Origin of the sequence: Hymenobacter monticola, from assembly GCF_022811645.1 — a bacterium.
In the GTDB taxonomy this organism is placed as follows: domain Bacteria; phylum Bacteroidota; class Bacteroidia; order Cytophagales; family Hymenobacteraceae; genus Hymenobacter; species Hymenobacter monticola.
In genome coordinates this window covers 3,038,073-3,061,408 of sequence record NZ_CP094534.1, presented here as the reverse complement: position 1 = coordinate 3,061,408, position 23,336 = coordinate 3,038,073, and the positions used below count along the sequence as shown (strand labels likewise).

General features: G+C 59.1%; 22 protein-coding genes and 1 tRNA gene. 16 read left to right on the top strand and 7 right to left on the bottom strand.

Annotated features, from left to right (window positions below):
- The 3 genes from argH to argB all read right to left on the bottom strand — a co-directional run bounded on the left by argH (nt 1) and on the right by argB (nt 3,222).
- A complete protein-coding gene (gene argH / locus MTP16_RS12825; protein ID WP_243509158.1) occupies nt 1-1,314 on the bottom strand; it encodes an argininosuccinate lyase in 1,314 nt (437 codons plus the stop codon).
- A 70-nt stretch (nt 1,315-1,384) separates the two neighbouring features.
- Nucleotides 1,385-2,452: a M20 family metallo-hydrolase gene (locus tag MTP16_RS12820; protein ID WP_243509155.1), complete on the bottom strand. Its 1,068-nt coding sequence runs from the start codon at nt 2,450-2,452 to the stop codon at nt 1,385-1,387.
- On the bottom strand, nt 2,440-3,222 hold the full coding sequence (argB, locus tag MTP16_RS12815) for an acetylglutamate kinase (RefSeq protein WP_243520049.1): 783 nt from the start codon (nt 3,220-3,222) through the stop codon (nt 2,440-2,442). The genes MTP16_RS12820 and argB overlap by 13 nt, the downstream gene beginning before the upstream one ends.
- A 428-nt stretch (nt 3,223-3,650) precedes the next feature.
- Between argB and MTP16_RS12810 the strand changes: the two genes are divergently transcribed.
- The 10 genes from MTP16_RS12810 to MTP16_RS12765 all read left to right on the top strand — a co-directional run bounded on the left by MTP16_RS12810 (nt 3,651) and on the right by MTP16_RS12765 (nt 15,106).
- Nucleotides 3,651-4,283: a GNAT family N-acetyltransferase gene (locus tag MTP16_RS12810; RefSeq protein WP_243509151.1), complete on the top strand. Its 633-nt coding sequence runs from the start codon at nt 3,651-3,653 to the stop codon at nt 4,281-4,283.
- Nucleotides 4,284-5,474, top strand: coding sequence for an argininosuccinate synthase (gene argG / locus MTP16_RS12805; protein WP_243509147.1), 1,191 nt, complete (start codon nt 4,284-4,286; stop codon nt 5,472-5,474).
- Nucleotides 5,464-6,444 carry an N-acetyl-gamma-glutamyl-phosphate reductase gene (argC, locus tag MTP16_RS12800; RefSeq protein ID WP_243509144.1) on the top strand — a complete coding sequence of 327 codons (981 nt, stop codon included), beginning with the start codon at nt 5,464-5,466 and terminating at the stop codon, nt 6,442-6,444. The genes argG and argC overlap by 11 nt, the downstream gene beginning before the upstream one ends.
- A 539-nt stretch (nt 6,445-6,983) precedes the next feature.
- Nucleotides 6,984-8,147, top strand: a complete 1,164-nt coding sequence (locus MTP16_RS12795) for an aspartate aminotransferase family protein (protein ID WP_243509140.1) — start codon at nt 6,984-6,986, stop codon at nt 8,145-8,147.
- A gap of 64 nt (nt 8,148-8,211) precedes the next feature.
- Nucleotides 8,212-8,517: a hypothetical protein gene (locus tag MTP16_RS12790; protein ID WP_243509138.1), complete on the top strand. Its 306-nt coding sequence runs from the start codon at nt 8,212-8,214 to the stop codon at nt 8,515-8,517.
- A gap of 54 nt (nt 8,518-8,571) precedes the next feature.
- A complete protein-coding gene (gene carA, locus MTP16_RS12785) occupies nt 8,572-9,654 on the top strand; it encodes a glutamine-hydrolyzing carbamoyl-phosphate synthase small subunit (protein WP_243509135.1) in 1,083 nt (360 codons plus the stop codon).
- Between the two features lie 33 nt (nt 9,655-9,687).
- A complete protein-coding gene (locus MTP16_RS12780) occupies nt 9,688-10,059 on the top strand; it encodes a hypothetical protein (protein ID WP_243509132.1) in 372 nt (123 codons plus the stop codon).
- A 92-nt stretch (nt 10,060-10,151) separates the two neighbouring features.
- Entirely contained in the window at nt 10,152-13,382 is a 3,231-nt protein-coding gene (gene carB, locus MTP16_RS12775; protein ID WP_243509129.1) for a carbamoyl-phosphate synthase (glutamine-hydrolyzing) large subunit, read from the top strand.
- 44 nt (nt 13,383-13,426) lie between these two features.
- On the top strand, nt 13,427-13,795 hold the full coding sequence (locus MTP16_RS12770; RefSeq protein WP_243509125.1) for a hypothetical protein: 369 nt from the start codon (nt 13,427-13,429) through the stop codon (nt 13,793-13,795).
- Between the two features lie 366 nt (nt 13,796-14,161).
- Nucleotides 14,162-15,106 (top strand): Rossmann-fold NAD(P)-binding domain-containing protein, encoded by a 945-nt coding sequence (locus tag MTP16_RS12765; RefSeq protein WP_243509121.1) that lies wholly within the window; start codon nt 14,162-14,164, stop codon nt 15,104-15,106.
- A gap of 164 nt (nt 15,107-15,270) precedes the next feature.
- Here MTP16_RS12765 and MTP16_RS12760 read toward each other — a convergent pair.
- Nucleotides 15,271-15,343: transfer RNA gene (locus tag MTP16_RS12760), tRNA-Lys, on the bottom strand.
- Nucleotides 15,344-15,668: 325 nt separating this feature from the next.
- Here MTP16_RS12760 and MTP16_RS12755 point away from each other — a divergent pair.
- The 3 genes from MTP16_RS12755 to MTP16_RS12745 all read left to right on the top strand — a co-directional run bounded on the left by MTP16_RS12755 (nt 15,669) and on the right by MTP16_RS12745 (nt 17,806).
- A complete protein-coding gene (locus MTP16_RS12755; protein ID WP_243509118.1) occupies nt 15,669-16,187 on the top strand; it encodes a hypothetical protein in 519 nt (172 codons plus the stop codon).
- Nucleotides 16,188-16,211: 24 nt separating this feature from the next.
- Nucleotides 16,212-17,036 carry an MOSC domain-containing protein gene (locus MTP16_RS12750; RefSeq protein WP_243509115.1) on the top strand — a complete coding sequence of 275 codons (825 nt, stop codon included), beginning with the start codon at nt 16,212-16,214 and terminating at the stop codon, nt 17,034-17,036.
- An 80-nt stretch (nt 17,037-17,116) separates the two neighbouring features.
- Nucleotides 17,117-17,806 carry a DUF2461 domain-containing protein gene (locus MTP16_RS12745; protein ID WP_243509112.1) on the top strand — a complete coding sequence of 230 codons (690 nt, stop codon included), beginning with the start codon at nt 17,117-17,119 and terminating at the stop codon, nt 17,804-17,806.
- A 99-nt stretch (nt 17,807-17,905) separates the two neighbouring features.
- Here MTP16_RS12745 and MTP16_RS12740 read toward each other — a convergent pair whose 3' ends face one another.
- Complete coding sequence (locus MTP16_RS12740) at nt 17,906-18,529, bottom strand: deoxynucleoside kinase (RefSeq protein ID WP_243509109.1); 624 nt, start codon at nt 18,527-18,529, stop codon at nt 17,906-17,908.
- A gap of 128 nt (nt 18,530-18,657) precedes the next feature.
- On the opposite strand from MTP16_RS12740, the gene MTP16_RS12735 reads away from it, so the two are divergent.
- Nucleotides 18,658-19,113: a hypothetical protein gene (locus tag MTP16_RS12735; RefSeq protein ID WP_243509106.1), complete on the top strand. Its 456-nt coding sequence runs from the start codon at nt 18,658-18,660 to the stop codon at nt 19,111-19,113.
- Here MTP16_RS12735 and MTP16_RS12730 read toward each other — a convergent pair.
- Nucleotides 19,110-19,565: a hypothetical protein gene (locus tag MTP16_RS12730; protein ID WP_243509103.1), complete on the bottom strand. Its 456-nt coding sequence runs from the start codon at nt 19,563-19,565 to the stop codon at nt 19,110-19,112. The two genes, MTP16_RS12735 and MTP16_RS12730, sit on opposite strands and share 4 nt — an antisense overlap.
- Before the next feature lie 113 nt (nt 19,566-19,678).
- On the opposite strand from MTP16_RS12730, the gene MTP16_RS12725 reads away from it, so the two are divergent.
- Both MTP16_RS12725 and MTP16_RS12720 read left to right on the top strand, forming a co-directional pair.
- Nucleotides 19,679-20,206 (top strand): GNAT family N-acetyltransferase, encoded by a 528-nt coding sequence (locus MTP16_RS12725; protein ID WP_243509100.1) that lies wholly within the window; start codon nt 19,679-19,681, stop codon nt 20,204-20,206.
- 109 nt (nt 20,207-20,315) lie between these two features.
- A complete protein-coding gene (locus MTP16_RS12720) occupies nt 20,316-20,546 on the top strand; it encodes a CDGSH iron-sulfur domain-containing protein (RefSeq protein ID WP_243509097.1) in 231 nt (76 codons plus the stop codon).
- Nucleotides 20,547-20,613: 67 nt separating this feature from the next.
- Here the strand turns inward: MTP16_RS12720 and MTP16_RS12715 are convergent, their stop codons facing one another.
- A complete protein-coding gene (locus MTP16_RS12715) occupies nt 20,614-23,322 on the bottom strand; it encodes a hypothetical protein (protein WP_243509094.1) in 2,709 nt (902 codons plus the stop codon).
- Nucleotides 23,323-23,336: the final 14 nt, after the last annotated feature.

Sequence of the window (23,336 nt, the reverse complement as noted above, 5' to 3'; positions counted from 1 at the left end):
TTAGGCAATCAATCCATTCAGCAAGGGGCTTTTGCTTTTCAAGTTCTCCACTTTCTCCGCAATTTTCGCTAGCCCCAGGTTGTGAACGCTGCCCAGATGGGTGGTTTGAAACGTGCGGTGCGGCACGTAGCTGCCGTCTTCCACGGCCCGGCCCACCTGCTGGTACGCGTCGCGAAACGGCACCCCGGCGATAATTAATTGATTGATATTCTCCACCGAGAAAATCGGGTCGTATTTCCCCTGTTCAATTACGCCGGCATTAATCTTGATTTCGGGCAGCGCAAACAGCAGCATGTCCAGCAAATCGGAGAATTGCATCATGGGCCCAAACAGTAGTTCCTTCAGCAGCTGAAAGTCGCGGTGGTAGCCGCTAGGCAGGTTGCTGGTGGCCAGAATGATGTCGTTGGGCAGCGCCTGCAAGCGGTTGGCGTGGCCGCGCACCAGCTCAAACACGTCGGGGTTTTTCTTGTGCGGCATGATGCTGGAGCCCGTCGTGAACTCCTTCGGCAGCGTCACGAAGCCCAAATCCTGGCTGTTGTACAGCACCAGGTCGTACGCCAGCTTGCCCAGTGTGCCCGCCGCCCCGGCAATGGCGAAGGCCAGCGTTTTCTCGGTTTTGCCGCGCAGCATTTGGGCGCCCACGCTGCTTACGGCCACGCTGCCGAACCCCATTTCGCGCGTTGTCATCTCACGGTCGATGGGGAAACTGCTGCCGAAGCCGGCGCCCGAACCCAGCGGGTTCTGGTCGGCCACCGTGTGCGCTGCCTCGAACAAGGCCAAATCCAGCAGCAAATGCTCGGCATAGGCCGAAAACCACAGCCCAAAGCTGCTCGGCATGGCCGCCTGAAAGTGCGTGTAGCCCGGCAGCAAGTCGTTTTGGTGGGCCTCGGCTTTTTGCAAAAGCACTTCGGTTAGCGCCAACATCCGGGCAGCCGTGCGCTCGGTGTAGTCTTTAATAAACAGCTGAATGGCCGTCAGCACCTGGTCGTTGCGCGAGCGGGCCGTGTGGATTTTCTTGCCCGCGTCGCCAAACTTCTCGGTCAGGTAGTGCTCAATCTTGGAGTGCACGTCCTCAAATTCCTCGCCGATGGTGAAGGTGCCACCCTCAATTTCAGCAGCCAGCTCTTCCAAGCCCTGCTGCAGCTGTTGGTTCTCTGCCGCGCTCAGTAGTCCTGCTTTGGCCAGCATGTTGGCCTGCGCCTTAGAGGCTTGCACGTCGAACTTAGCCAGATACAGGTCCAGCTCCCGGTCGTGGCCTACGGTAAACTGCTCAATTTTCTTATCAACGGCAATGCCTTTCTCCCAGATTTTCATAGCGCGAAGTTTCGCAGGGTTTAAATAAAGTTGTGCAACGTGCGGCTGGCATTTATGCCACGGCAATGCTTTAGAATTGCAAGTCCGTTAGCAATTCGATGTAATCCCGGATGCCCGATTTAATCTCGCTTAGTAAAATAAATTCGTCCGGCGTGTGCGAGCGGGCGCTTTCGCCCGGCCCCATTTTCAGCGTTGCAAACGGCATCATCGCCTGGTCCGACAACGTGGGCGAGCCATAGGTCGTCTTGCCCATTGCCATTCCCTTCTGAATCAGCGGATGCGTTTCGCCAATGCTTGATGAATTTAAATGCGTGGAGCGTGGCACAATTTCCGACTGTAATTTCTCACGCAGGAAATTAACAATTTTCTGGTTCTGGTACAGCTCATTCGTCCGCACGTCAATTACAAACTGACACCTGTCCGGCACCACGTTGTGCTGCGCACCGGCGCTTATCTGCGTCACCGTCGTCTTCACGGGCCCCAGCAGCGCCGACACCTCAGGAAACTGAAACTGCCGCAGCCATTGAATATCATCCAGCGCCTTGTAAAGGGCATTTTCACCTTCATCGCGGGCAGCGTGGCCGGTTTTGCCATGAGCTGTGCAGTCGAGCACAATTAAGCCTTTTTCGGCAATGGCCATGTTCATGCCGGTGGGCTCGCCCACAATTCCTAGGTCAATTTTTCCAAACTCCGGTAATACGCTACGAATGCCGTTAGCGCCCGAAATTTCTTCCTCGGCGGTAATAGCACAAATTAAATTGAACGCGCTAGGCTTGTCCTGGAAATACAGGAAGGTTGCCAGCAAGCTTACTGCCGAAGCGCCCGCGTCGTTACTACCCAGCCCAATTAATTTATCGCCTTCCAGCACCGCGCCAAAAGGGTCGTATTGCCAGCCCGCACCGGCCTTCACGGTGTCGTGGTGAGAGTTGAGCAGTATTGTGGGCTTGCTGGCATCGAAGTGCTGCGAAATGGCCCATACGTTGTTCTGCTGGCGCTTTGCCGTCACGCCGTGCACCGTCAGAAACTCCTCAATCAGCGTGGCTGTACCGGCTTCTTCGCGAGAAAAGGACGGCGTATTAATCAGCCGAATTAATAGCTCAACGGCTTCATCGCTCAGCCGGGTTATCAAGTCAGGCATAGCGTTGTTTTCAGCGGGTCGTTGATATGCAGCGCGTGCTCAATAATTACTTTTTCGACGCCAAATTGCAGCGCATCAAAAGCATTCTCTAATTTTGGCAGCATGCCATCGGCAATGATGCCGCTTTCTTTTAACTCGGCGTAATTCGCCAGATTAATTTTTGCAATTACTGAATTGCCGTCGCTAACGTCGGTCAGCACGCCGCGCTTTTCAAAGCAAAAATGCAGCGCAACGGCATATTCTTTACTCAGAGCCTTCGCTACCGAAGCTGCAATGGTATCGGCGTTGGTATTTAATAATTGCCCTTGGCCGTCGTGATTAATCGGGCAGAACACCGGCGTCAGTCCCAGCGTTATGAACTGATGAATAAGGTTCGTATTCACACTGGCCTCGCTCAAATCTCCCACAAAACCGTAGTCGATTTCGCGCACCGGGCGCTTCGTGGCCTGAATCACGTTACCATCGGCGCCGCTGAGGCCCAGCGCGTTGACGCCGCGACTTTGCAGCGCCACCACAATTTGTTTGTTGGTTTTGCCGGCGTAGAACATGGTTACCAAATCCAGCGTGGCCGCGTCGGTGATGCGGCGGCCGTTGACCATGCGGGGGGCAATGCCCAGATGTTGGAGCATCTCGCTGGCGCCTTTGCCGCCGCCGTGCACGAGAATTTTCGGGCCATTTATCTCGGCAAATAATCGTACGAATTCCATCAAATCGGATTCGTTATCAATTATGCCACCGCCAATTTTAAATACGTGTAATTCGGGCTTCATCACGGCTTCACCTGCTGGCGCCTACCCGGAGGCCGGCGGCGCTTCATTCAAAAATAATGCGGGAAATGTTGTGAGCAAAAGTAGGTACTTCTACCTTTGCGGCAGAATTGAACCTCTTGGTTCGCGGCTTCGTTAGAGCGCCGAATCGACTTTGCTTTTCGCCATGCCCCTCCTCGTTTCCACGTCCCTGATGCCCGCTCCGGCCTTCCAGCCGGTGGTGGCCGACGTGCGCGAAATGACGTGCGCTCTTGTGCGACGACCCTAGCGGCTTCAGCAGCCGCATGTTGGCCCCTTGGCCAGCCCTTTGAGCCGGGCCAGTATCCGCTCAACTTACAGACAGGTTTGGGCTTTCGCCGGAGTTTCCCGTAGAACATTCGAAACGGGTACCCAGAAAAGCCGCGCATCTATCCCTAAGTTTTTTAAAATCAATGACAATTCGGGTTGCAACGGCAGCGGACGCACAGTACGCTGAACTATTATGCCAATGGTACGTCGAGTCGGCCAAAACGCGGGGCACGGGCATCGCCAAGCGCGAGCCAGCCTACGTGGCGCAAAAAATGGCCAGCGGCGACGGCATCATTGCTTTTGTCGATGACGAGCTGGCCGGTTTTTGCTACATCGAAACCTTTGACGACAAGACTTTTGTCGTCAATTCGGGCCTGATTGTAAACGCCGAAATCCGCAAGGGCGGCGTGGGCCGGGCCATCAAGCAGGCTGTGTTTGAACTGTCGCGCACCAAGTACCCGCAGGCCAAGATTTTCGGCATCACGACCAGCCTGGCCGTGATGAAAATCAACACCGACCTGGGCTACGAACCCGTCACCTTCTCGGAGCTCACCACCAGCGAAGACTTCTGGAAGGGCTGCAAAAGCTGCAAAAACTATAGCATTCTGATGGAGAACGAGCGCAAAATGTGCCTCTGCACCGGTATGCTCTACGACACGCCCGAGAAGCAGCTAGTGCAGGTGCAAGTGCCCGACTTTGCCGCGCACATCACGCCGCCCCTGCCCATCGGCACCGACCCCGCTCCTACTCCCTCTGAAACCGATTCTGCACAATAAATGAAGAAAAAAGCCATTCTCGCCTATAGCGGCGGCCTCGACACCTCGTTTTGCGCCGTCTATTTGTCGCGCGAGCTTGATTTGGAAGTCCACACCGTCATCGTCAATTCCGGTGGTTTCACGGCCGAGGAGTTGGCCGCCATCGAGAAGCGCGCCTACGAGTTGGGCTCGGTGAAACACGAGGTGATTGACGTAACGACGCGCTTCTACCAGGACTGCCTGCGCTACCTGCTGTTCGGCAACGTGTTGAAGAACGACACTTACCCGCTGAGCGTGAGCGCCGAGCGCATGTTTCAGTCGCTGGCCATTGCCGAATACGCCCGCGCCAACGAGGCCGACTACATCGTGCACGGCAGCACCGGCGCCGGCAACGACCAGGTGCGCTTTGATGTGGCTTTCGCCGTGATTGCGCCGAAAACGGAAATCCTCACGCCCATCCGCGACCTGAAACTGTCGCGCCAGGCCGAGATTGAGTACCTGCAAAAACAGGGCTTCGAAATGAGCTGGGAGAAAGCAAAATATTCCATCAACAAAGGCATCTGGGGCACCAGCGTGGGCGGCGTCGAAACGCTGACCTCGCACGAGGCGCTACCCGAAAGCGCTTATCCGTCGCAGCTGCAGCGGCAGGATTCGGAGCGCGTGGAAATCACCTTCGAAAAAGGCGAGCCCGTGGCTTTGAATGGCGAAACGCTGGAGCCCGTGGCCCTGATTCAGAAGCTGAACGAGCTGGGCGCGGCCTTCGCCGTGGGCCGCGACATTCACGTGGGCGATACCATTCTCGGCATCAAAGGCCGGGTAGGTTTTGAGGCGCCCGCGCCACTCATTCTTATCAAGGCGCACCACTTGCTGGAAAAGCACACCAGCACCCGCTGGCAGCTGCTGCACAAGGACTACATCGCCAACTGGTACGGCACGCTGCTGCACGAGGCGCAGTACCTCGACCCGGTGATGCGCGACATGGAAGCCTTCCTCACGTCGTCGCAAAACCACGTATCGGGCAAGGTGTTCGTGCAGCTCAAGCCCTACCAGTTCGACCTGCTCGGCGTGGAATCGAAGTACGACATGATGCAGTCGAAAGTGGCCACCTATGGCGAGGAAAACAACGCCTGGGATTCGCGCGATGCTCGGGGATTCATCAAGATTTTCGGCAACCAGTTGAAAATCAGCAACAGCCTGCACGATGAAAATTAAGGCCGGCATCGTGGGCGGCGCCGGCTACACGGCCGGCGAGCTCATCCGCATTCTGCTGCACCACGAGTTCGTAGAGCTGGGCGGCATCGTCAGCTCCTCGAACGCGGGCAACCCCGTTTATCAGGTGCACGATGACCTGGTAGGCGAAACCGATTTGGTGTTTGCCTCCGAATTGGCCGGCGACGAGGACGTGGTGTTTCTGTGCCTCGGCCACGGCAATTCGAAAGCGTGGCTGCACAAAAACGCCCTGCCCGAAACCACGCACGTCATCGACCTGAGCAACGACTTCCGCCTGAATGCGGACGCCGAGTTTGAAGGCCGCGAGTTCGTGTACGGCCTGCCGGAGCTGAACAAAAGCCGCATCCAACAAGCCCAGAGCATCGCCAACCCGGGCTGCTTCGCCACGGCCATTCAACTGGCGCTGCTGCCGCTGGCGCAGGCCGGCCGGCTCACCGACGACATCCACGTGTCGGCCATCACCGGCTCGACCGGCGCAGGGCAGAGCCTGTCGGAAACGGTGCATTTCTCGTGGCGCACCAACAACGTGTCCATCTACAAGCCCTTCACGCACCAGCACCTTGGCGAAATCGGTGAGAGCCTGGCGCAGCTGCAGCCGCATTCGGACGCCGAGATGCACTTCATCCCCTACCGCGGCAATTTCTCGCGGGGCATTTTCGCCAGCGTTTACACGCCGTCGGAGTTGACGCAGGACGAGGCGCGGGAGCTGTACAAGCAGTTCTATACTGACGCACCGTTCACCACGGCTTCGGACAAGGAAATCCACCTCAAGCAGGTGGTGAATACCAACAAATGCCTGCTGCACGTGCAGAAGCAGGGCAAGCAATTATTAATTACCTCGGTTATTGATAATCTGGTAAAAGGCGCCTCGGGCCAAGCGGTGCAGAATATGAACTTGCTGTTTGGTCTGCCGGAAACTGCGGGGTTGATGAGTAAGGCTTCGTTTTTTTAATTGCGAATTAATTGGCTCCGGATTATGACTACTCAAATTTGGACGAAGTGGCGATTGTGTCTGTTAAACTGTTTTTTAGTTGCATGCCACGGAAAAGTAATTGAATCTGAAACTATTCAGCAGGCTTCCGTTCGAAACTTTGTTCCATCTTTCATCAAGGATTCTACTATTCACGAGGTGCATGGAGTGCGAATCGATACACAGGCCATGTTATACGTTGACTACTATGTATATACTGCACCTCGGCAGAAGGTTTTGGCCGGAGTTGAAGCAATTAAACCTGACACTAAACTGAGTTATTACACATCAGATGCGTGCCACGTTGTAGAATCTAGCGGCCCACTGAGAATCGCCCCCGAAGAAAAAAACGAGCGAAATTCCTTTTTTTGGCGATACGAGAAATTGAAAAGCTCAAAAGTTTACAAGTGTTTAAAGCCTCCTTTCATGCACTACTTAATTTTTGATATAAAATCAGATACTGTTTACCATCGAATCACTGAGTTGCGAGACTAATTGGTAACGACTAACAGCTAAATAACATGGAGCTTTTCAACGTTTATCCCCTCGTCAACATCACGCCCGTGAAGGCGCTCGGCGCGAAGCTATGGGACGACCAGGGCCAGGAATACCTGGATTTCTACGGCGGCCACGCTGTTATTTCCATCGGTCACAGCCACCCGCACTACGTGCAGCGCCTCACCGAACAGCTGCAAAACATCGGCTTCTACTCCAACTCGGTGCAGATTCCGATTCAGACGCAGTTGGCGCACAAGCTGGGCCAGGTGTCGGGCTACGAGGACTACGCGCTGTTTCTATGTAACTCGGGGGCCGAGGCCAACGAGAACGCGCTGAAGCTGGCCTCCTTCCACACCGGCAAAACCCGCGTGGTAGCGTTTAGAGGCGCGTTTCACGGCCGTACCTCGGGCGCGGTGGCGGCTACGGACAACCCGAAAATCGTCGCGCCCTTCAACGCGGGCCACGCCATCAGCTTTCTCGAATACGACCTGGCGGCGGTGGAAACCACGCTGCAAGGCGGCGACGTGTGCGCCGTCATCATCGAGCCGATTCAGGGCGTGGGCGGCATCATTATGCCTTCCGATGAATTCCTGCAGGGACTGGCGGCGCTGTGCAAGCAATATGGCGTCATCCTGATTGCTGACGAGGTGCAGAGCGGCTACGGCCGCAGTGGCAGGTTCTTCGCCCACCAGCACGCCGGCATCCGGCCCGACATCATTTCCGTGGCTAAGGGCATGGGCAACGGCTTCCCCATCGGCGGCATCCTGATTGCACCGGAGCTGAAAGCCTCCTACGGCCTGCTGGGCACCACCTTCGGCGGCAACCACCTGGCCTGCGCCGCCGCCTTGGCCGTGCTCGAAGTCATTGAAGATGAGAACCTGCTCGCCCACGCCGCCGAGATGGGCCACTACCTGCGCCGCGAACTGCTGGCCCACGCCGGCGCCGAAGAAATCCGCGGCCGGGGCCTGATGGTGGGCATCAAGTACGACTTCCCCATCAAGGACGTGCGCGACAAACTGCTGAGCGACTACCACATTTTCGTGGGCAACGCCTCCGACCCGACCGTTCTCCGGCTGCTGCCACCGCTGAATATCAGCCAGGTAGAAGTCGACCAGTTCTTGAAGGCGCTGTATGCGCTGACAGAGAAATCGGTAGAAATTATCCAACAAGCCTCGGCACTTGACTAATTTTTTTGCCGTTGTGCCGCATCTTTGTGGCGTGAAGTCGAATTCGATTTAGGATGTTGACCCGATGAAACTCTCAACTATCGCCATCATTATCTGCTGCTGCTTGTCGGTCGGATACGGGCTTTATTTGAAACTCTACGTCGGGGCCTACAGCACTATCAATCGCATCACCCGGATGAGCCAGACGAAAGAAGGCATGACGAGGCAGCAGGTTTTAAATACCTTATCAACGCCCGATTCCTCTTATTGGGAAAAATCAAAGGACGATTCCTTGCTGGTAATGGCCTACGAGCTACCCGATACCGATGGTAGCCAGATACTAATAAAGCTGCGTGACGACAGCGTACGGTCAGTAAAATATCAACAATAGGGAAACGGCTGGAGCGCTTAGCGTTCAGCCGTTTTTTTTAACACTCCTACTAGATTGGAAAACACGAAACAGGTTAAACTCATCCTCGAAGACGGCACCGAAATCGAGGGCACTTCCTTTGGCGCCTACACGTCGGTGGCGGGCGAAGTGGTGTTCAGCACGGCCATGACCGGCTACCCCGAAAACCTGACGGACCCCTCCTTCGCCGGCCAGATTCTGGTGCTCACCTACCCCATGGTGGGCAACTACGGCGTGCCCGGCGAGGAGCTGTACGAGTCGATTTCGAAGATTTTCGAGTCCGACAAAATCCACATTGCCGGGCTGGTGGTCAATTACTACTCGGAGGAGCATAGCCACTGGAACGCCGCCAAAAGCCTCGGCGACTGGCTGGCCGAGTACAACATCCCCGGCATTTTCGGCGTCGATACCCGCATGCTCACCAAGAAGCTGCGCGAGAAAGGCGCCATGCTGGGCAAAATAGTGGCCGGCGAAGACATTCCGCTGCACGACCCCAACCAGGACAACCTCGTGGCCCAGGTGAGCCAGCCCGGCGTGCAACACTACGGCAGTGGCCAGCACAAAATCGTGCTGGTGGACTGCGGCACCAAAACCAACATCATTCGCTGCTTTCTGGAGCGCGACGTGGAGCTGATTCGCGTGCCCTGGGACTACGATTTCACCAAAATCGACTACGACGGCCTGTTCCTGAGCAACGGCCCCGGCGACCCCAAGATGTGCACCGCCACCATAGCCCACCTCCAAACCGCCCTGCAGCAGGACAAGCCCATTTTCGGCATCTGCCTCGGCAACCAGCTCATGAGTTTGGCCGCTGGCGGCGACACCTTCAAGCTAAAATACGGCCACCGCAGCCACAACCAGCCGGTGCTGCTCACGGGCACCAAGCGCAGCTTCATCACCAGCCAAAACCACGGCTTCGCGGTAGATACCGCTACGCTGCCCGCCGAGTGGGAAATGCTGTTTGAGAACCTGAACGACGGCACCTGCGAAGGCATCAAGCACAAAACCAAGCCGTTCTTTTCCACCCAGTTCCACCCCGAAGCTGCCGGTGGCCCGGAGGATACCGAGTATCTGTTTGATGAGTTTCTGAAGTCGGTGGCGGAGCACAAGAATCGATAACTTGCCTTTCACTGTCCTCAACGCGCCATTCTTATGCAAACCGAAAGCCGGGGGTTCCGATACTGGGGGTACTTGCTGGTGGGAATTCTGGCTTTCGCCGCGTTCATTTTCATCCGGAATATGGGCCAGCAAACCATTTTAAGAGCCGTGTTGGGGGAGCCAGGCGATTTAATTAACGCGGCCATGAATTCGGCGCGGGACTCTCCCAGAATAACCGACCGAACGGGCGAAATAACTGCCCGGCACTTCAAGGTTGAAAACATGAGTGCGACGAAAGACACGCTCATTTATCGCTTTCTGTTGGACGGCGAGCGGGCAGATGCCACCATCAAAATCTGGATGACCAAACGGGCGTCCAACAAGTGGGAAATCGTGAAAAGCGACACCCTCTTTATCAGCAAATAAATCTTACCCTGCCACGTAGGCTCTACGCTTCAGCAGACTTCAAACGACTGCCTTTTAACACGACCTCAACGGTCTGTTACCCAATCCTTAGAATGAACAAACCCAACAAAGTTCTCATCCTTGGTTCCGGCGCGCTGAAAATTGGCGAGGCCGGGGAGTTCGATTATTCCGGCTCGCAGGCCCTCAAGGCGCTGAAGGAGGAAGGCATCCGCACCATCCTCATCAACCCCAACATTGCCACCGTGCAGACGTCGGACAACATTGCCGACGACGTGTACTTCCTGCCCGTGACGCCCTTCTTCGTGGAGGAAGTCATCAAGAAAGAGCAGCCCGATGGCATTCTGGTGGCCTTTGGCGGCCAAACGGCGCTGAACTGCGCCGTGGCCCTGTACCGCGCCGGCGTGTTTGAGAAGTATAACGTGAAGGTGCTGGGCACGCCCGTGCAGAGCATCATCGACACCGAAGACCGGGATATTTTCAAAGACAAGCTCGACCAGATTGGCGTGTTCACGGCCCGCAGCGTGGCCGTGACGACGATGGAAGACGCCCTGGCGGCGGGCGAGAAAATCGGCTTCCCCATCATTGTGCGGGCGGCGTTTGCGCTGGGCGGCCTGGGCAGCGGCTTCGCCAACAACATGGACGAGCTGCGGGCCCTGGCCCAAAAATCCTTCACCACTTCCGACCAGATTCTGGTGGAGGAATCCTTGAAGGGCTGGAAGGAAGTGGAGTACGAAGTGGTGCGCGACCAGTACGATAACTGCATCACGGTCTGCAACATGGAGAACTTCGACCCCATCGGCATTCACACCGGCGAGAGCATCGTAGTGGCCCCGTCGCAGACGCTGAGCAACCGCGAGTACCACAAGCTGCGCAGCATCGGCATCAAGACCATCCGCCACCTGGGCATCGTAGGCGAGTGCAACATTCAGTACGCCCTCGACCCCGTGTCGGAAGATTACCGCGTGATTGAGGTGAATGCACGTCTCTCCCGCTCGTCGGCGCTGGCCTCGAAAGCCACGGGCTACCCGCTGGCGTTTGTGGCGGCCAAGCTGAGTTTGGGCTACTCGCTGTCGGAGTTGAAAAACAGCGTGACGCAGACGACCTCGGCGTTTTTCGAGCCGGCCCTGGACTATGTGGTGGTGAAGCTGCCGCGCTGGGACCTGGGCAAGTTCGAGGGCGTAAACCGACAGATTGGCTCGGCCATGAAAAGCGTGGGCGAAGTTATGGCCATCGGCAAATCCTTCGAGGAAGCCATCCAGAAAGGCCTGCGGATGCTGGACACCGGCAAGCGCGGCTTCGTGGCCAACAAGCCCGAAACCGTTGATAATGCGACGATTGACCAGCTGCTGAGCGAGCCCAACGAGGAGCGCATCTTCGCCATCAACCTAGCGTTTGAGGCCGGCTACACGCTGGAGCAGGTGCACGAGCTCACCAAAATCGACCACTGGTTTTTGCAGCGTTTACTCACCATCTTCCGGCTGGGCAAGCAGCTGAGCGCCGGCCGCAGCGCGGGCGTGGACGGGCTGGAAACCAGCCTGCTGCGCGAGGCCAAGAAGGCTGGCTTCTCCGACCAGCAGATTGCCGTGCAGCTGCTGGGCGAGGGCGACGTGAAGGCCGACGAATTGCGGGTGCGCGCCCGCCGCAAGGCGCTGGGCGTGCTGCCCGTCATCAAGCAGATTGACACGCTGGCGGCCGAGTTCCCGGCCAAAACCAACTACCTCTACAGCACCTACCATGGCACCGAAAACGACCTGGAACCCGAAACCGACAAGTCGGTGCTGGTGCTGGGCTCGGGCGTGTACCGCATCGGCTCGTCGGTGGAGTTTGACTGGTGCGGCGTGAACGCCGTGCAAACGGCCGCCGCCGAAGGCTACAAAACCATCATTATCAACTACAACCCCGAAACCGTTTCGACCGACTACGACGTGTCGGACCGGCTGTATTTCGAAGAGCTGAGCTTCGAGCGGGTGATGGACATCCTGGAGTTTGAGCAGCCGGAAGGTGTCATCCTCTCCACCGGCGGGCAAATTCCGAACAACCTCGCCACCCGCCTGGCCGAGGCCAAAGCGCCCATCCTGGGCACCGCGCCGGCCCGCATCGACGAGGCCGAAAACCGCCACAAGTTCTCCAGCATCATGGACGAGCTGGGCATTGCGCAGCCCCGCTGGAAGGAGCTGACTTCGCTGGAAGCCATGCACGAATTCGTGCAGGAAGTGGGCTTCCCGGTGCTGATTCGGCCGAGCTACGTGCTGTCGGGTGCGGCCATGAACGTGGTGTCGAATCCCCACGAGTTGGACGCTTTCCTGCAAACGGCTGTGGAGGTGAGCGCCGAATACCCGGTGGTGGTGTCCGAGTTCATTCAGGACGCCAAGGAAATTGAGCTGGACGCGGTGGCCGACAAGGGCGAAATCGTGAGCTACGCTATTTCCGAGCACGTGGAATTTGCCGGGGTGCACTCCGGCGACGCCACCATGTACTACCCGCCTCAGAAAGTGTACGTGCGCACCATCCGCAAGCTGAAAGTCATCGCCGAGAAAATTGCCCGGCGCTACGAAATCAGCGGCCCGCTGAACATTCAGTTTCTGGACAAAAACGGCGAAATCCGGGTGATTGAGTGCAACATCCGCGCCTCGCGCAGCTTCCCCTTCGTGTCGAAAGTATCGGGCCACAACCTGATTCAGAAGGCCACGCAGGTGCTGCTGGGCAAGAAAGTGGAGCGCGACGACAGCGAGCGAGTATACGACCTGCCCTACGTGGGCGTGAAGGCCCCGCAGTTCTCCTTCACCCGCCTGCCCGGCGCCGACCCGGTGCTGCGCGTGGATATGGTGAGCACCGGCGAAGTGGGCTGCCTAGGCGACACCGCCGAGGAAGCCCTGCTGAAATCGATGCTGAGCGTGGGCTACAAAATCCCGCAGAAAACGGTGCTGATTTCCGGCGGTCCCCTCACCTCCAAAGTCGCCCTGCTGTCGGCCACGGAGCTGCTGGTGAAGAAAGGCTACACCATTTTCGCCACGCAGGGCACGCACCGCTTCTTCGCCGAAAACGGCATCCCCAGCAGCCTGCTCTACTGGCCCGACGAAATGCAGGAGCCCAACGTGCTGACGTACCTGAAGGACAAGAAAATTGACCTGGTAATTAATATTCCCAAAAACCTGTCGAAAGGCGAGCTGGATAATGACTACAAAATTCGCCGCACGGCCATCGACTTCGGCGTGCCGCTGCTAACGAATGCGCGCCTCGCAAAAGCGTTTATTCAGGCTTTCTGCACGCTGGAGATGAAGGATTTGAAGATTAAGAGCTGGAACGAGTATAAGGCGATGTAGCGTGGACTCTGCGAGTCCGCGTATCATTCACAGCAAACGGCACAATGACCTTATACCTTTCTCCTCAAGAATTAGTGGCTCGTGTGAACATGGGAAAGCCTGTTGAACAGTGGCTTTCCCATGTTCATAAGGCGGATTATACGGTCATTAAATGGATTGCGCTTAACCGCGAAGAAAAGCAATTTGGCTTAACCTACTTCGAATCATTCGATGAAGGCGAAGAAGATTTTTACGATGTTCACGAGTTCAGTGTAATTGACCCAGAAGATGCTCCTTTGGGTATAAACCATGTTTTTAACACAGTAGAAGCAGCTGTTGCTTTTGCTGTTCAAAACTATGGCGCCTCTGCTAACAGGTTTGTAGCATTTGGAATGATTGCGGAAGAATACCGCAAGCATCTCTTAAGTAAGTAGAATAGGCCTAGCAGCCAATTACCTTCGCCCTACCGCACGGTTTTTCCACCTCACCACACGGCTACCCCTGAAAAGGTGAAGCCCTTGGTACGGGAATACCAAGGGCTTCGAAGAAGAAGGTGGAAGAGCACCTAACTTCTCGGTCAGATGAGCAAGAAACGTGCGGCGAAGGTACGGCGAAAAGCCATACTTCGTAAACCCATACCATCGGTACCTGAAAAAGGTTTCTGGTGGTGGCTGGTTCTGGAAACGGTCAAAGTGGCATTAGCCGCTGCGGCCCGACACTGGATAAGCTAGCGGGTGCAAGGGGCTGAGCCGTAGGGTTTGGCCCCTTGTTTTTTGAATTGATTTAACTACAAAGACCAAATGAAAAACTTCACCTCCTTCGCCGACGCCGGCGACTACCAGGCCCTCCTGAAGCAAGCGCTGGAAATCAAAGCCAACCCCTACGGCTACCAGCACATCGGGCGCAACAAAACCGTCGGCCTCATCTTCTTCAACCCCAGCCTGCGCACCCGCCTCAGCTCGGTGAAAGCGGCCTACAACCTCGGCGCGCAAGCCTGGGTGCTGAACGCCGGCGCCGACTCCTGGACCCTGGAAATGGCCGATGGCGCGGTGATGAACGGCGGCACCCAGGAGCACATCAAGGACGCCATTGCGGTGATGAGCCAATACTGCGACGTGCTGGGCGTGCGCACCTTCCCCACCCTCAAGGACAAGGCCGAGGACTACGGCGAAGTCGTGTTCAACAAGATTCTGCAGTACGCCACCGTGCCCGTCATCAGCCTGGAAAGCGCCACGCTGCACCCGCTGCAGTCCTTCGCCGACCTCATCACCGTGGCCGAAACCAAGCAAAAGGAGCGCGTGAAAGTGGTGCTCACCTGGGCCCCCCACGTGCGCGCCCTGCCCCAGTGCGTGCCCAATTCCTTCTGCGACTGGTTTTCGGAAATCGACTGGGTCGACTTCGTCATCACCCACCCCGAGGGCTACGAGCTGGACCCCAAGTTCACCAAAGGCGCCCGCATCGAATACGACCAGAAAAAAGCACTGGAAGGCGCCGACTACGTGCAGGCCAAAAACTGGAGCAGCTACCTCGACTACGGCCAGGTGCTGCAAAACGACCCCGCCTGGATGCTCACCCCCGAGCACATGGCCCTGACCGACGGTGCCAAATTCCTGCACTGCCTGCCCGTGCGCCGCAACGTGGAAGTGTCCGACGCCGTGCTCGACGCGCCCGGCTCGCTCATTATCCAGGAAGCTGGCAACCGCACCATCTCCATGCAAACCGTGCTGCACGAGCTGCTGAAGTAGCTATCAGCCGCTATCCAAGTCCCCGGGGGCCTCGCAGCACTAGCTTCTGCGAGGCCTTTTTGCGTTTGGCTGATTTTCAAAACCAACTGCCCAGCAGCTGGCAGCAGCTGGACCCACCAAAACGAAAGCGCCCCATCCTGTTTCCAGAATGGGGCGCTTTGCTGTGATCCCGCTGGGATTCGAACCCAGGACCCGTACATTAAAAGTGTACTGCTCTACCAGCTGAGCTACAGAATCAGTTATCTTTACCTTGGCGAGGCGTTTCCTGCTTTGGTGGTACAAAAGTACTACAGCCTCCCGAACTACACAAACACGACTCCAAAAAAAAGTCGTTCTACTTACTGTGCGGACCCTTTACCTTCTTCTAATCTTCCTGCCTATCTGTGGCTTGGGTTCGCAGCTACCCGTTAAAAAAAAATTAATCTCCGGCTCCTTTGCCCGCCCTATTGACCTCAATCGGGCCGATTCCCTTTTCGCCGTGGGGCAATACGCCGCGGCATTTCCTGCTTACCGGGCGCAGGTATGGCAAAAAAGACAGGTTTCGACCGGGCTGCTGCTCAAAATGGCTTACGCGCAACAGCAACTGGGGCACGCCCCAGCCGCGCTGCTGTACCTGAGCATGGCGCAGGCCCGGCAGCCGCGGGTGCGCACCTGGCAGCAAATGGCCACGCTCGCGGCCCGGCACCGGCTGGTGGGCTACCCGGTTACCTGGCAGCAAGAGTTACGGGTGCAGGCCCAGCGCTACTACTACCCCGGCTTGCAGGCGCTGCTGGGCGGCGCCGTGGTGGGCGCTATTTGGCTGCTGTGGCGGCGCGGGCCCCGAAGTGCCTGGCTGGGCTACGCGGCCTACGTGGCGCTGCTGGGGGCCTACCTGCACCTGCTGCGGCCGGCGCCGGTGGGGCTAGTGGCCCACTCGGGGGCGGCGCTGATGGCCGGGCCCAGCGCGGGCGCGTCTTGGCTGAGTACGGCCGCGCTGGGCGACCGGCTGCTGGTGCTGGGGCGGCAAGACATTTGGTGCCGAGTGGAGTGGCAGCGCAAGGTGGCATTCGTGCGGGCGTCGGATTTGCTGGTGGTAGAGTAGGCAGGGCGCGGTACTTTTGTGCCCATGTCTGCACCGCTTACGCTTTCCGGCTTATTTATCTACCCTGTTAAGTCCTTGGGCGGCTACGCTGTGCCGGAGGCCGAGGTGACGGCTCGTGGCCTGCGCTACGACCGGCGCTGGCTGCTGGTAGACGAGCGCAACCGCTTCATGACGCAGCGGCAACAGCCCGAACTGGCCTTGCTGACTGTGGCCCCGGCTTACAATGGCTTCCTCATCAGCCACCGGCAGCGGCCCAATTTGCTGCCGCTTTACATCCCCTTTGAGGCCACGCCCGACCGCACGCTGTTTGTGACCGTGTGGGACGATATTCTGTGGGCTTGGCGGGGCACGGCGGAGGCCGATGAATGGCTGGCCGAAGCCCTGGGGCGTCCCTGCCGGCTGGTCTACATGTCCGACATGGTGCGGCGCGATGTGGAGCCGGAGTTTAACCCAGAAGGGCAATTAGTAAGCTTTGCCGACGGCTACCCGTTTCTGCTGGTGGGCGAGGCTGCTTTAGCTGATTTGAATACCCGCCTGGCCCAGCCCGTGCCCATGAACCGCTTCCGGCCCAACCTGGTATTCAGTGGCGGCGAGGCGTACGAGGACGACCGGTGGGAGCAGTTCGAAATCGGTGGACTGCCATTTCGGGCGGTGCGCGGCTGCGGCCGCTGCGTGCTGACCACCATTGACCAAACCACCGCGCAAAAAAGCCCCGTGGGTGACCCGTTGCGCACGCTGGCGACCTACCGCAAAGTGGAAAACAGCACGCTCTTTGGCCAAAACGTGACCGGGCCCGGCCACGGCCGCCTGCGCGTGGGCGACGCCGTGACGGTACTTCACGCCAAGTAGCGGGGGTTGCCGGCAGCCTACGCAACTCTTGGCTCAACGGCGGCGTTCTGCTGGACCGGGCTCAATGCCCGCCTAGCTGCATGGAACTGGACTACCTGTTGAAATTTATGGCCCGGCTGGCGGCCAACAACACCACGGCCTGGATGGCCGAGCACCGCCCCGACTACCAGCGTGCCCGCGCCGCCTGCACCGAACTGGTGCGCCAGGTGCTCACCCGAGTGGCCGCCACCGACCCCGACCTGGCGAATCTGACGCCCGCCGACGTGATGTTTCGGCTGCACAAAAATGACCGCGCCCACCGCGACCCCGAGCCTTACAAGCGCCGCATGGGTGCTGGCCTGAAGCTAGGCGGGCGCCACGCGCCGCGGGCAGGGTATTTCATCGCCATTCAGCCCGAGGGCCAGAGTTGGCTGGGGGCTGGCACCTTCCACCCTGCTCCGGAAATGCTGGCGGCCATCCGGCAGGAAATTCACTACAATTCGGATGAGTTTCACCGGCTGCGGCAGGGGCCGGAGCTGCTGCGCTACTTTCCCCACGGGCTCGACACCACGGGCCCGCAGCTGACCAGGCCGCCGCGCGGCTACACCGCCGACGACCCGGACCTGACCTGGCTGCGCTTGAAGACGTTTGGGGCGGGCCGGTTTTATACCGATGCGGAGGTGCTGGCCCCGGACTTTGTGGACCAGTTGGTGGCGGCTATTGCGGCGGCGCGGCCATTGGTCGATTTTTTCAATGCGGCGCTGCCGGGCGCGGATTCGAAAGCCGTGTAGCACGAATACCCCGAAGCGCCGCTTCGGCCCGCGCTGAACGATTGATGTTCTGACGGGCCGAAGCGGCGCTTCGGGGTATTCGTGCCACGCGTTGCCTGCTTAAAACAGGCCGAACAGGGTATTATTGATTTTGTCGATGATGGTGCCGAGGTCTTCGGGGTTGCGCACGTAGTCCAGCTCGCTCACGTCGACGATGAGGTGGCGGCCGGCCGTGTAGCCGCTAATCCACTTCTCGTAGTGCTCGTTGAGGCTTTTAAGGTACTCAATGCTGATGCTGTTTTCGTAGTCGCGGCCGCGCTTTTCAATCTGGCTCACCAGTTTGGGCAGGTCGGCGCGCAGATAAAGCAGCAGGTCAGGTGGCGCCACGAGGTCTATCATCGACTCAAACAGCGCGTAGTAGTTGTTGTAGTCGCGGGTTTCGAGCAGGCCCGACTCGTGCAGGTTGGCCGCGAAGATGTGGGCGTCTTCGTAGATGGTGCGGTCCTGAATGATGCCGCGGCCGGCCTTCTGCAGCTCCTTGATGCGCTGCGTCTGGCGGAAGCGGCCGTTGAGGAAGTACACCTGCAGGTGGAAGGCCCAGCGGGGCATGTCGTGGTAGAAATCCTTCAGGTAGGGATTGTCGTCCACGTCTTCGAGAAAAACTTCCCACCGAAAATGCTGGGCCAACTTGTGCGCCAAGGTGGTTTTACCGGCTCCAATGTTGCCGACGATGGCAATGTGCATGCGCTACGAACGTGTAAAGGCGAGGGAAAAGCAGAACCCCAAAGGTAGCAGGGCCACGCAATTACTTGCCTTTTATGCGAAGCCAACTATATTTGAAAACCCCTGCGAGATTATCGTAATTTCCTGCCATGCCGTTCTCTCCTGCTACCCAACTGCTCAGCCTGACCGACGCCCATGGTGCCCCGCTGGCCGAATACCTGTATTACCCCGAACAGCGCATCCTGTACGTGCGCTGGCACGGCCACCTCACCGGTGCGGAGGTAGTGCGGGGCGTGCAGCAGGGCGCGCAGTGGCGCGGGCAGCTCGACTACCCGTTGATATTGAACGACAAAAGCGATACCAGCGGCGACTGGAGTGACGCCCTGCCCTGGCTGCAATACGAATGGCTGCCCCAGGCGGTGAAAGTGGGCGTGCGGGCCATGGCTTACCTGTTTTCGCCCGACCGCGAAAACCAGTTCGCCAGCCACGAGTTCATCGCCGCCCTGCGGCCCCACATTGCCATCGAGCAGTTCGACGACCCGGCATCGGCCATGAAGTGGCTGGTGCAGCAAGCCCCGCCGCCCACGCCCGGGCAGGCCGATTAGTCGAGTTTTTCTTTGACGTTGCGGGCGCCGCGCAGGGTATGGAATTCGCCCTGAAAACTGCGGACGAGCAGGCGGTCTTCCAGGGGCAGCTCGGTACGGACTTGCTCGTAGCGCTGGTTGAGGCGGGCCAGCACTTGCCCGGCGACGTCCCACTGCTGGTCGTTCCAGGTGCGGCGCTCCTCGCGGGTGGTGGCAATGAACCGCTCGTAGAGGTTGGGCAGTTCCTCGGCGCGGGTTTGGGCCAGGTTCACGTCGGTTTGCAGCAGGTGCTGCTGGGCGGGGTCGGAGGCGTGGTTGGCGGGGCGCGTGGCCGCTTGCATTTGGGCTTTGGCCGAAGGGCGGGCGCCGGTGAGCTCGCCGCGGCGCAGCAGCTCGCCCTGGGCGGTGTTGGGCTGGGCATGCGCGGCCAGGGCCAGGCCCGAGAGCAGCAAAACGAAGGCAGAAGCTTTCATAGAAGAGTTCTTTTTGAAACGGTAACCGGCCTTTTAACGCAAGGAGCGCGCCAACCGTATCAAAGCGGGCGGCCGGTTCGGTTTTTTCGCCGCAATTTCGTGTTTTGCTGCTTATGACTTCTGACGCCCAACTCGCGCCGCCGCGCATCGAGCCCGCCACGCTCCAGGACATTCCCACCATCATCGGCCTGGCCGAAGCCACCTGGGAGCCTACCTACCGCTTCATCATCTCGCGCGAGCAGCTGGAGTACATGTACCGCGTGATTTACACCTCGGCTTCGCTCAAGCGGCAGATGACTGAACAGCAGCACTCGTTTCTGCTGGCGTATGTGGAGGGCGAGCCGGCTGGTTTTGCGTCTTTCAGCCCCCTGCCGGTGGAGGAAGACGGCCACGCCGGCTACAAGCTGCACAAGATTTATGTGCTGCCCACGCGCCAGGGCCAGGGCTTGGGCGTGCACCTCATCGAAGCGGTGGAAAACGCCGCCCGCAACGCCGGCGGCCGTTTCCTGGACCTGAACGTGAACCGCTACAACCCCGCCATTGCCTTCTATGAGCGGCGTGGCTTCGAGCGCCAGCGCGAGGTGGACGTGCCCATCGGGCCGTACTTCATGAACGATTACATCATGCGGAAGGCGCTGTAAAGGGCTCTGGGTCGAGTTGTTTGATTCTTACCTCAACATTTGACCCGCTACATTTAACCCTGCTTTCTTCCCACTCAACATTCAACTCTCAAAACTCAACCCTTCTAAAATGGCCACCAAACTCACCGTCCTTTCCAATGGCTCCCTCCGCGTGGAGGGCGAAAACATCGAACTGGTAGACGCCCAGGGCAACCCCTACGGCCTCGGCGGCCGGCAGCGCATCAGCATCTGTCGCTGCGGGCTTTCGAGCCAGAAGCCTTTTTGTGACGGCTCGCACAAAGGCCACTTCGAGCACGACGCCACGGCGTTTGACCTGCCCGCGCCCAAGCCGGCCGTGTAGGTTCACATTTCAACGAAAAAGCCCGCTGGCCAATTGGCCAGCGGGCTTTTTCGTTATTAGCTCCTTCTTACTCCACCACTAGGCGCTGGCTGAACTCGCCGCAGCGTACCACGTAGGCGCCGGTGGGCAGGCCGCGCAGGTCCAGCGCGGCCTCGGCCGTAGCCGGGGCGGGGTAGCGGCGCACGGTGCGGCCCTGCGCGTCCAACAGCGTCAGTGGCAGGCGGGGGGCACCGGCGGGCAGGCGCAGCGTGGCCGTGCCGTGGGCCGGGTTGGGGTAGAGTTGCGCGGCGGGCGCGGCTTTGGCAGCTTTGTTGGCCAGCGGGGCGGCCGGGTCGTAGAGGGCGAATCCAACCGTGATTTTGCTGCCATCGCCGGTGGCCGTGAAAGGACCGCCGGCATAAATGTTTCCATTGGGGGCGGAGGCGAGTGTGTTCACAGACGCGTTTAACCCCGTGCCGAGGCCAGTCCAGGCCCTACCGTCCCATTTGGCTACATTTTTGGCCGAGATGCTGCCCGCTTGGGTGATGTAGCCGCCCACGTACACGTCGCCGTTGGCGGCCGCGGCCAGCGTGTAGACCACCGCTCCTCCCAAACCACTAGAGCTCACACTTGTGTCGAGCGCACTCCAGGTCGTGCCGTTCCATTTTGCTACGTGGTTAACGGTTATGCCGCCCGCCTGTGCAAAGATTCCGCCCACGTACACGTCGCCGTTGGGGGCTACGGCCAGCGCGAAAACGGTATTGCCGAAGCTATTGAGGTCGGCCACTATGCCGTTGGCAGTTCCCGTGCCGAGACTGCTCCAGGTGGTGCCGTTCCACCTGGCTACGCAGTTGGCGGGCACGCCTCCTGCCTGCGTAAAATTGCCGCCGGCGTATACGTCCCCGTTGGGGGCTACGGCCAACGCCTGCACAACGGTATTCATTCCCCCCGGATTGGTTATGCCGGTGCCGAGTGCACTCCACGTGGTGCCGTTCCATTTGGCCACGTAGTTAGCGGCTACGCCACCCGCCTGGGAGATATAGCCGCCCACGTACACATCGCCGTTGGGGGCCACGGCCAGGGCATTGACAATTTCGGTGCTAAGACTAACACCAACACCGTTGGCCGCCCCGGTGCCCAGGCTACTCCAGGCCGTGCCGTTCCATTTGGCCACCCGGTTGGCGGTTATCCCACCTGCCTGGGTGAAGTTGCCGCCCACATATACATCGCCGTTGGCGGCCACCGCCAAGGCAGTCACTGACCAGTTCAAGCCATTGGCCGCCCCGGTGCCCAGGCTGCTCCACGTGGTGCCGTTCCATTTGGCCACCCGGTTGGCGGCACCTTCACCTGCCTCGACGAAGGTGCCTCCTACGTACACATCGCCGTTAGGGGCCACGGCCAGCACTTTAATACCGCCGTGATAATTGCCCGCCCCCGCTGCGGCCCGGCTCCAGGCAGTGCCATCCCACTTAGCCAGCCCGGTCGCACTCACCCCACCGGCCCGGTCGAAGGAGCCACCCGCATACACCTGGCCGTTGCCGGCCACCAGCAACGCGTCAACACGATAGTTCATTCCGTTGGCGGCGCCCGTGCCCAGGCTGTTCCATACCGTGCCGTTCCATTTAGCTACGTAGCCGACGCCCACCCCGCCGGCCTGGGAGAAGCTCCCGCCGACGTACACATCGGTTCCGCTCAAGGCCAGGGTCGAAACGGTGCTGTTCACCCCGTTGGCCGCCCCGGTGTTCATCGAATTCCAAGCCGAACCATTCCAACGGGCAATGCCACTGGCCACTGCGCCGCCGGCCTGGGTGAAATCACCGCCCGCATATACGTCGCCGGCACTGGAGATGCCCAGCGCATATACCGTGGCGCCGACGCTAGTGAAGCCGCCGCTGACGCCCGTGCCGAGGGCGCTCCAAGCCGTGCCGTTCCAGCGGGCTATCTGGTTGGCAGCGGCCCCACCGGCGGCGGTAAAATCGCCGCCCACATACACATCGCCGTTGCCAGCTACCACCAAGGCGTAGACGGTTGAGTACCTCGAACCACCCATGCTGAAACCTCTCCCGCCGCTCACCCCGTTGGCTGCCCCCGTGCCGAGCGCACTCCAGGCCGTACCGTTCCAGCGAGCCACATAGTTGGCAGCTACTCCTCCCGCCAAACCAAAGTTGCCGCCCGCATATACATCGCCATTGCCAGCCACTGCCAACGCAGTGATTTTTGGAATCACGGTGAGGGCATTGCTGGCTACGCCACTGCCGAGGGGACTCCAGGTCGTGCCATTCCATTTGGCTACATTATTGGCGGCTACCCCACCGGCCGTGGTGAATTCGCCACCGGCGTATACGTCCCCGTTGCCGGCAACGGCCAGGGCGTTGACTATAGCGTATTGCGTGCCTTTGCTAATACCCGTGCCGAGCGAGCTCCAAACCGTGCCATTCCAACGGGCCACCCGTTGGGCCGGCACGTTGCCTACCATTGTGAAGCTGCCCCCAATGTAGATATTGGTTCCGGCTCGCGCCACGGCTACCAGGGTGCCATCCACCCCCGGCCGCTCAAATCCATCTGCCCAACGCTCGTCGCCGGCGCCGGTGGTACCGGCCGGCCGAAACACCGGTCGCCCGTCGGGCGCGGTACCCATCCGAAACTGCCGGGCGTCGAAGGAACCGTTCAGGCCCATTTTCAGGGTGCCGTCGGGGGTGAGGGCCTCGGCCAGGGAACGGCCGGTAGCGGGCGGGGCCGTGGCCCGGGCCGGGCGGAAGGTGCTCAGCCACACGAGCAGTAGCAGTAAATATTTCATAGGGATAGGGAGAA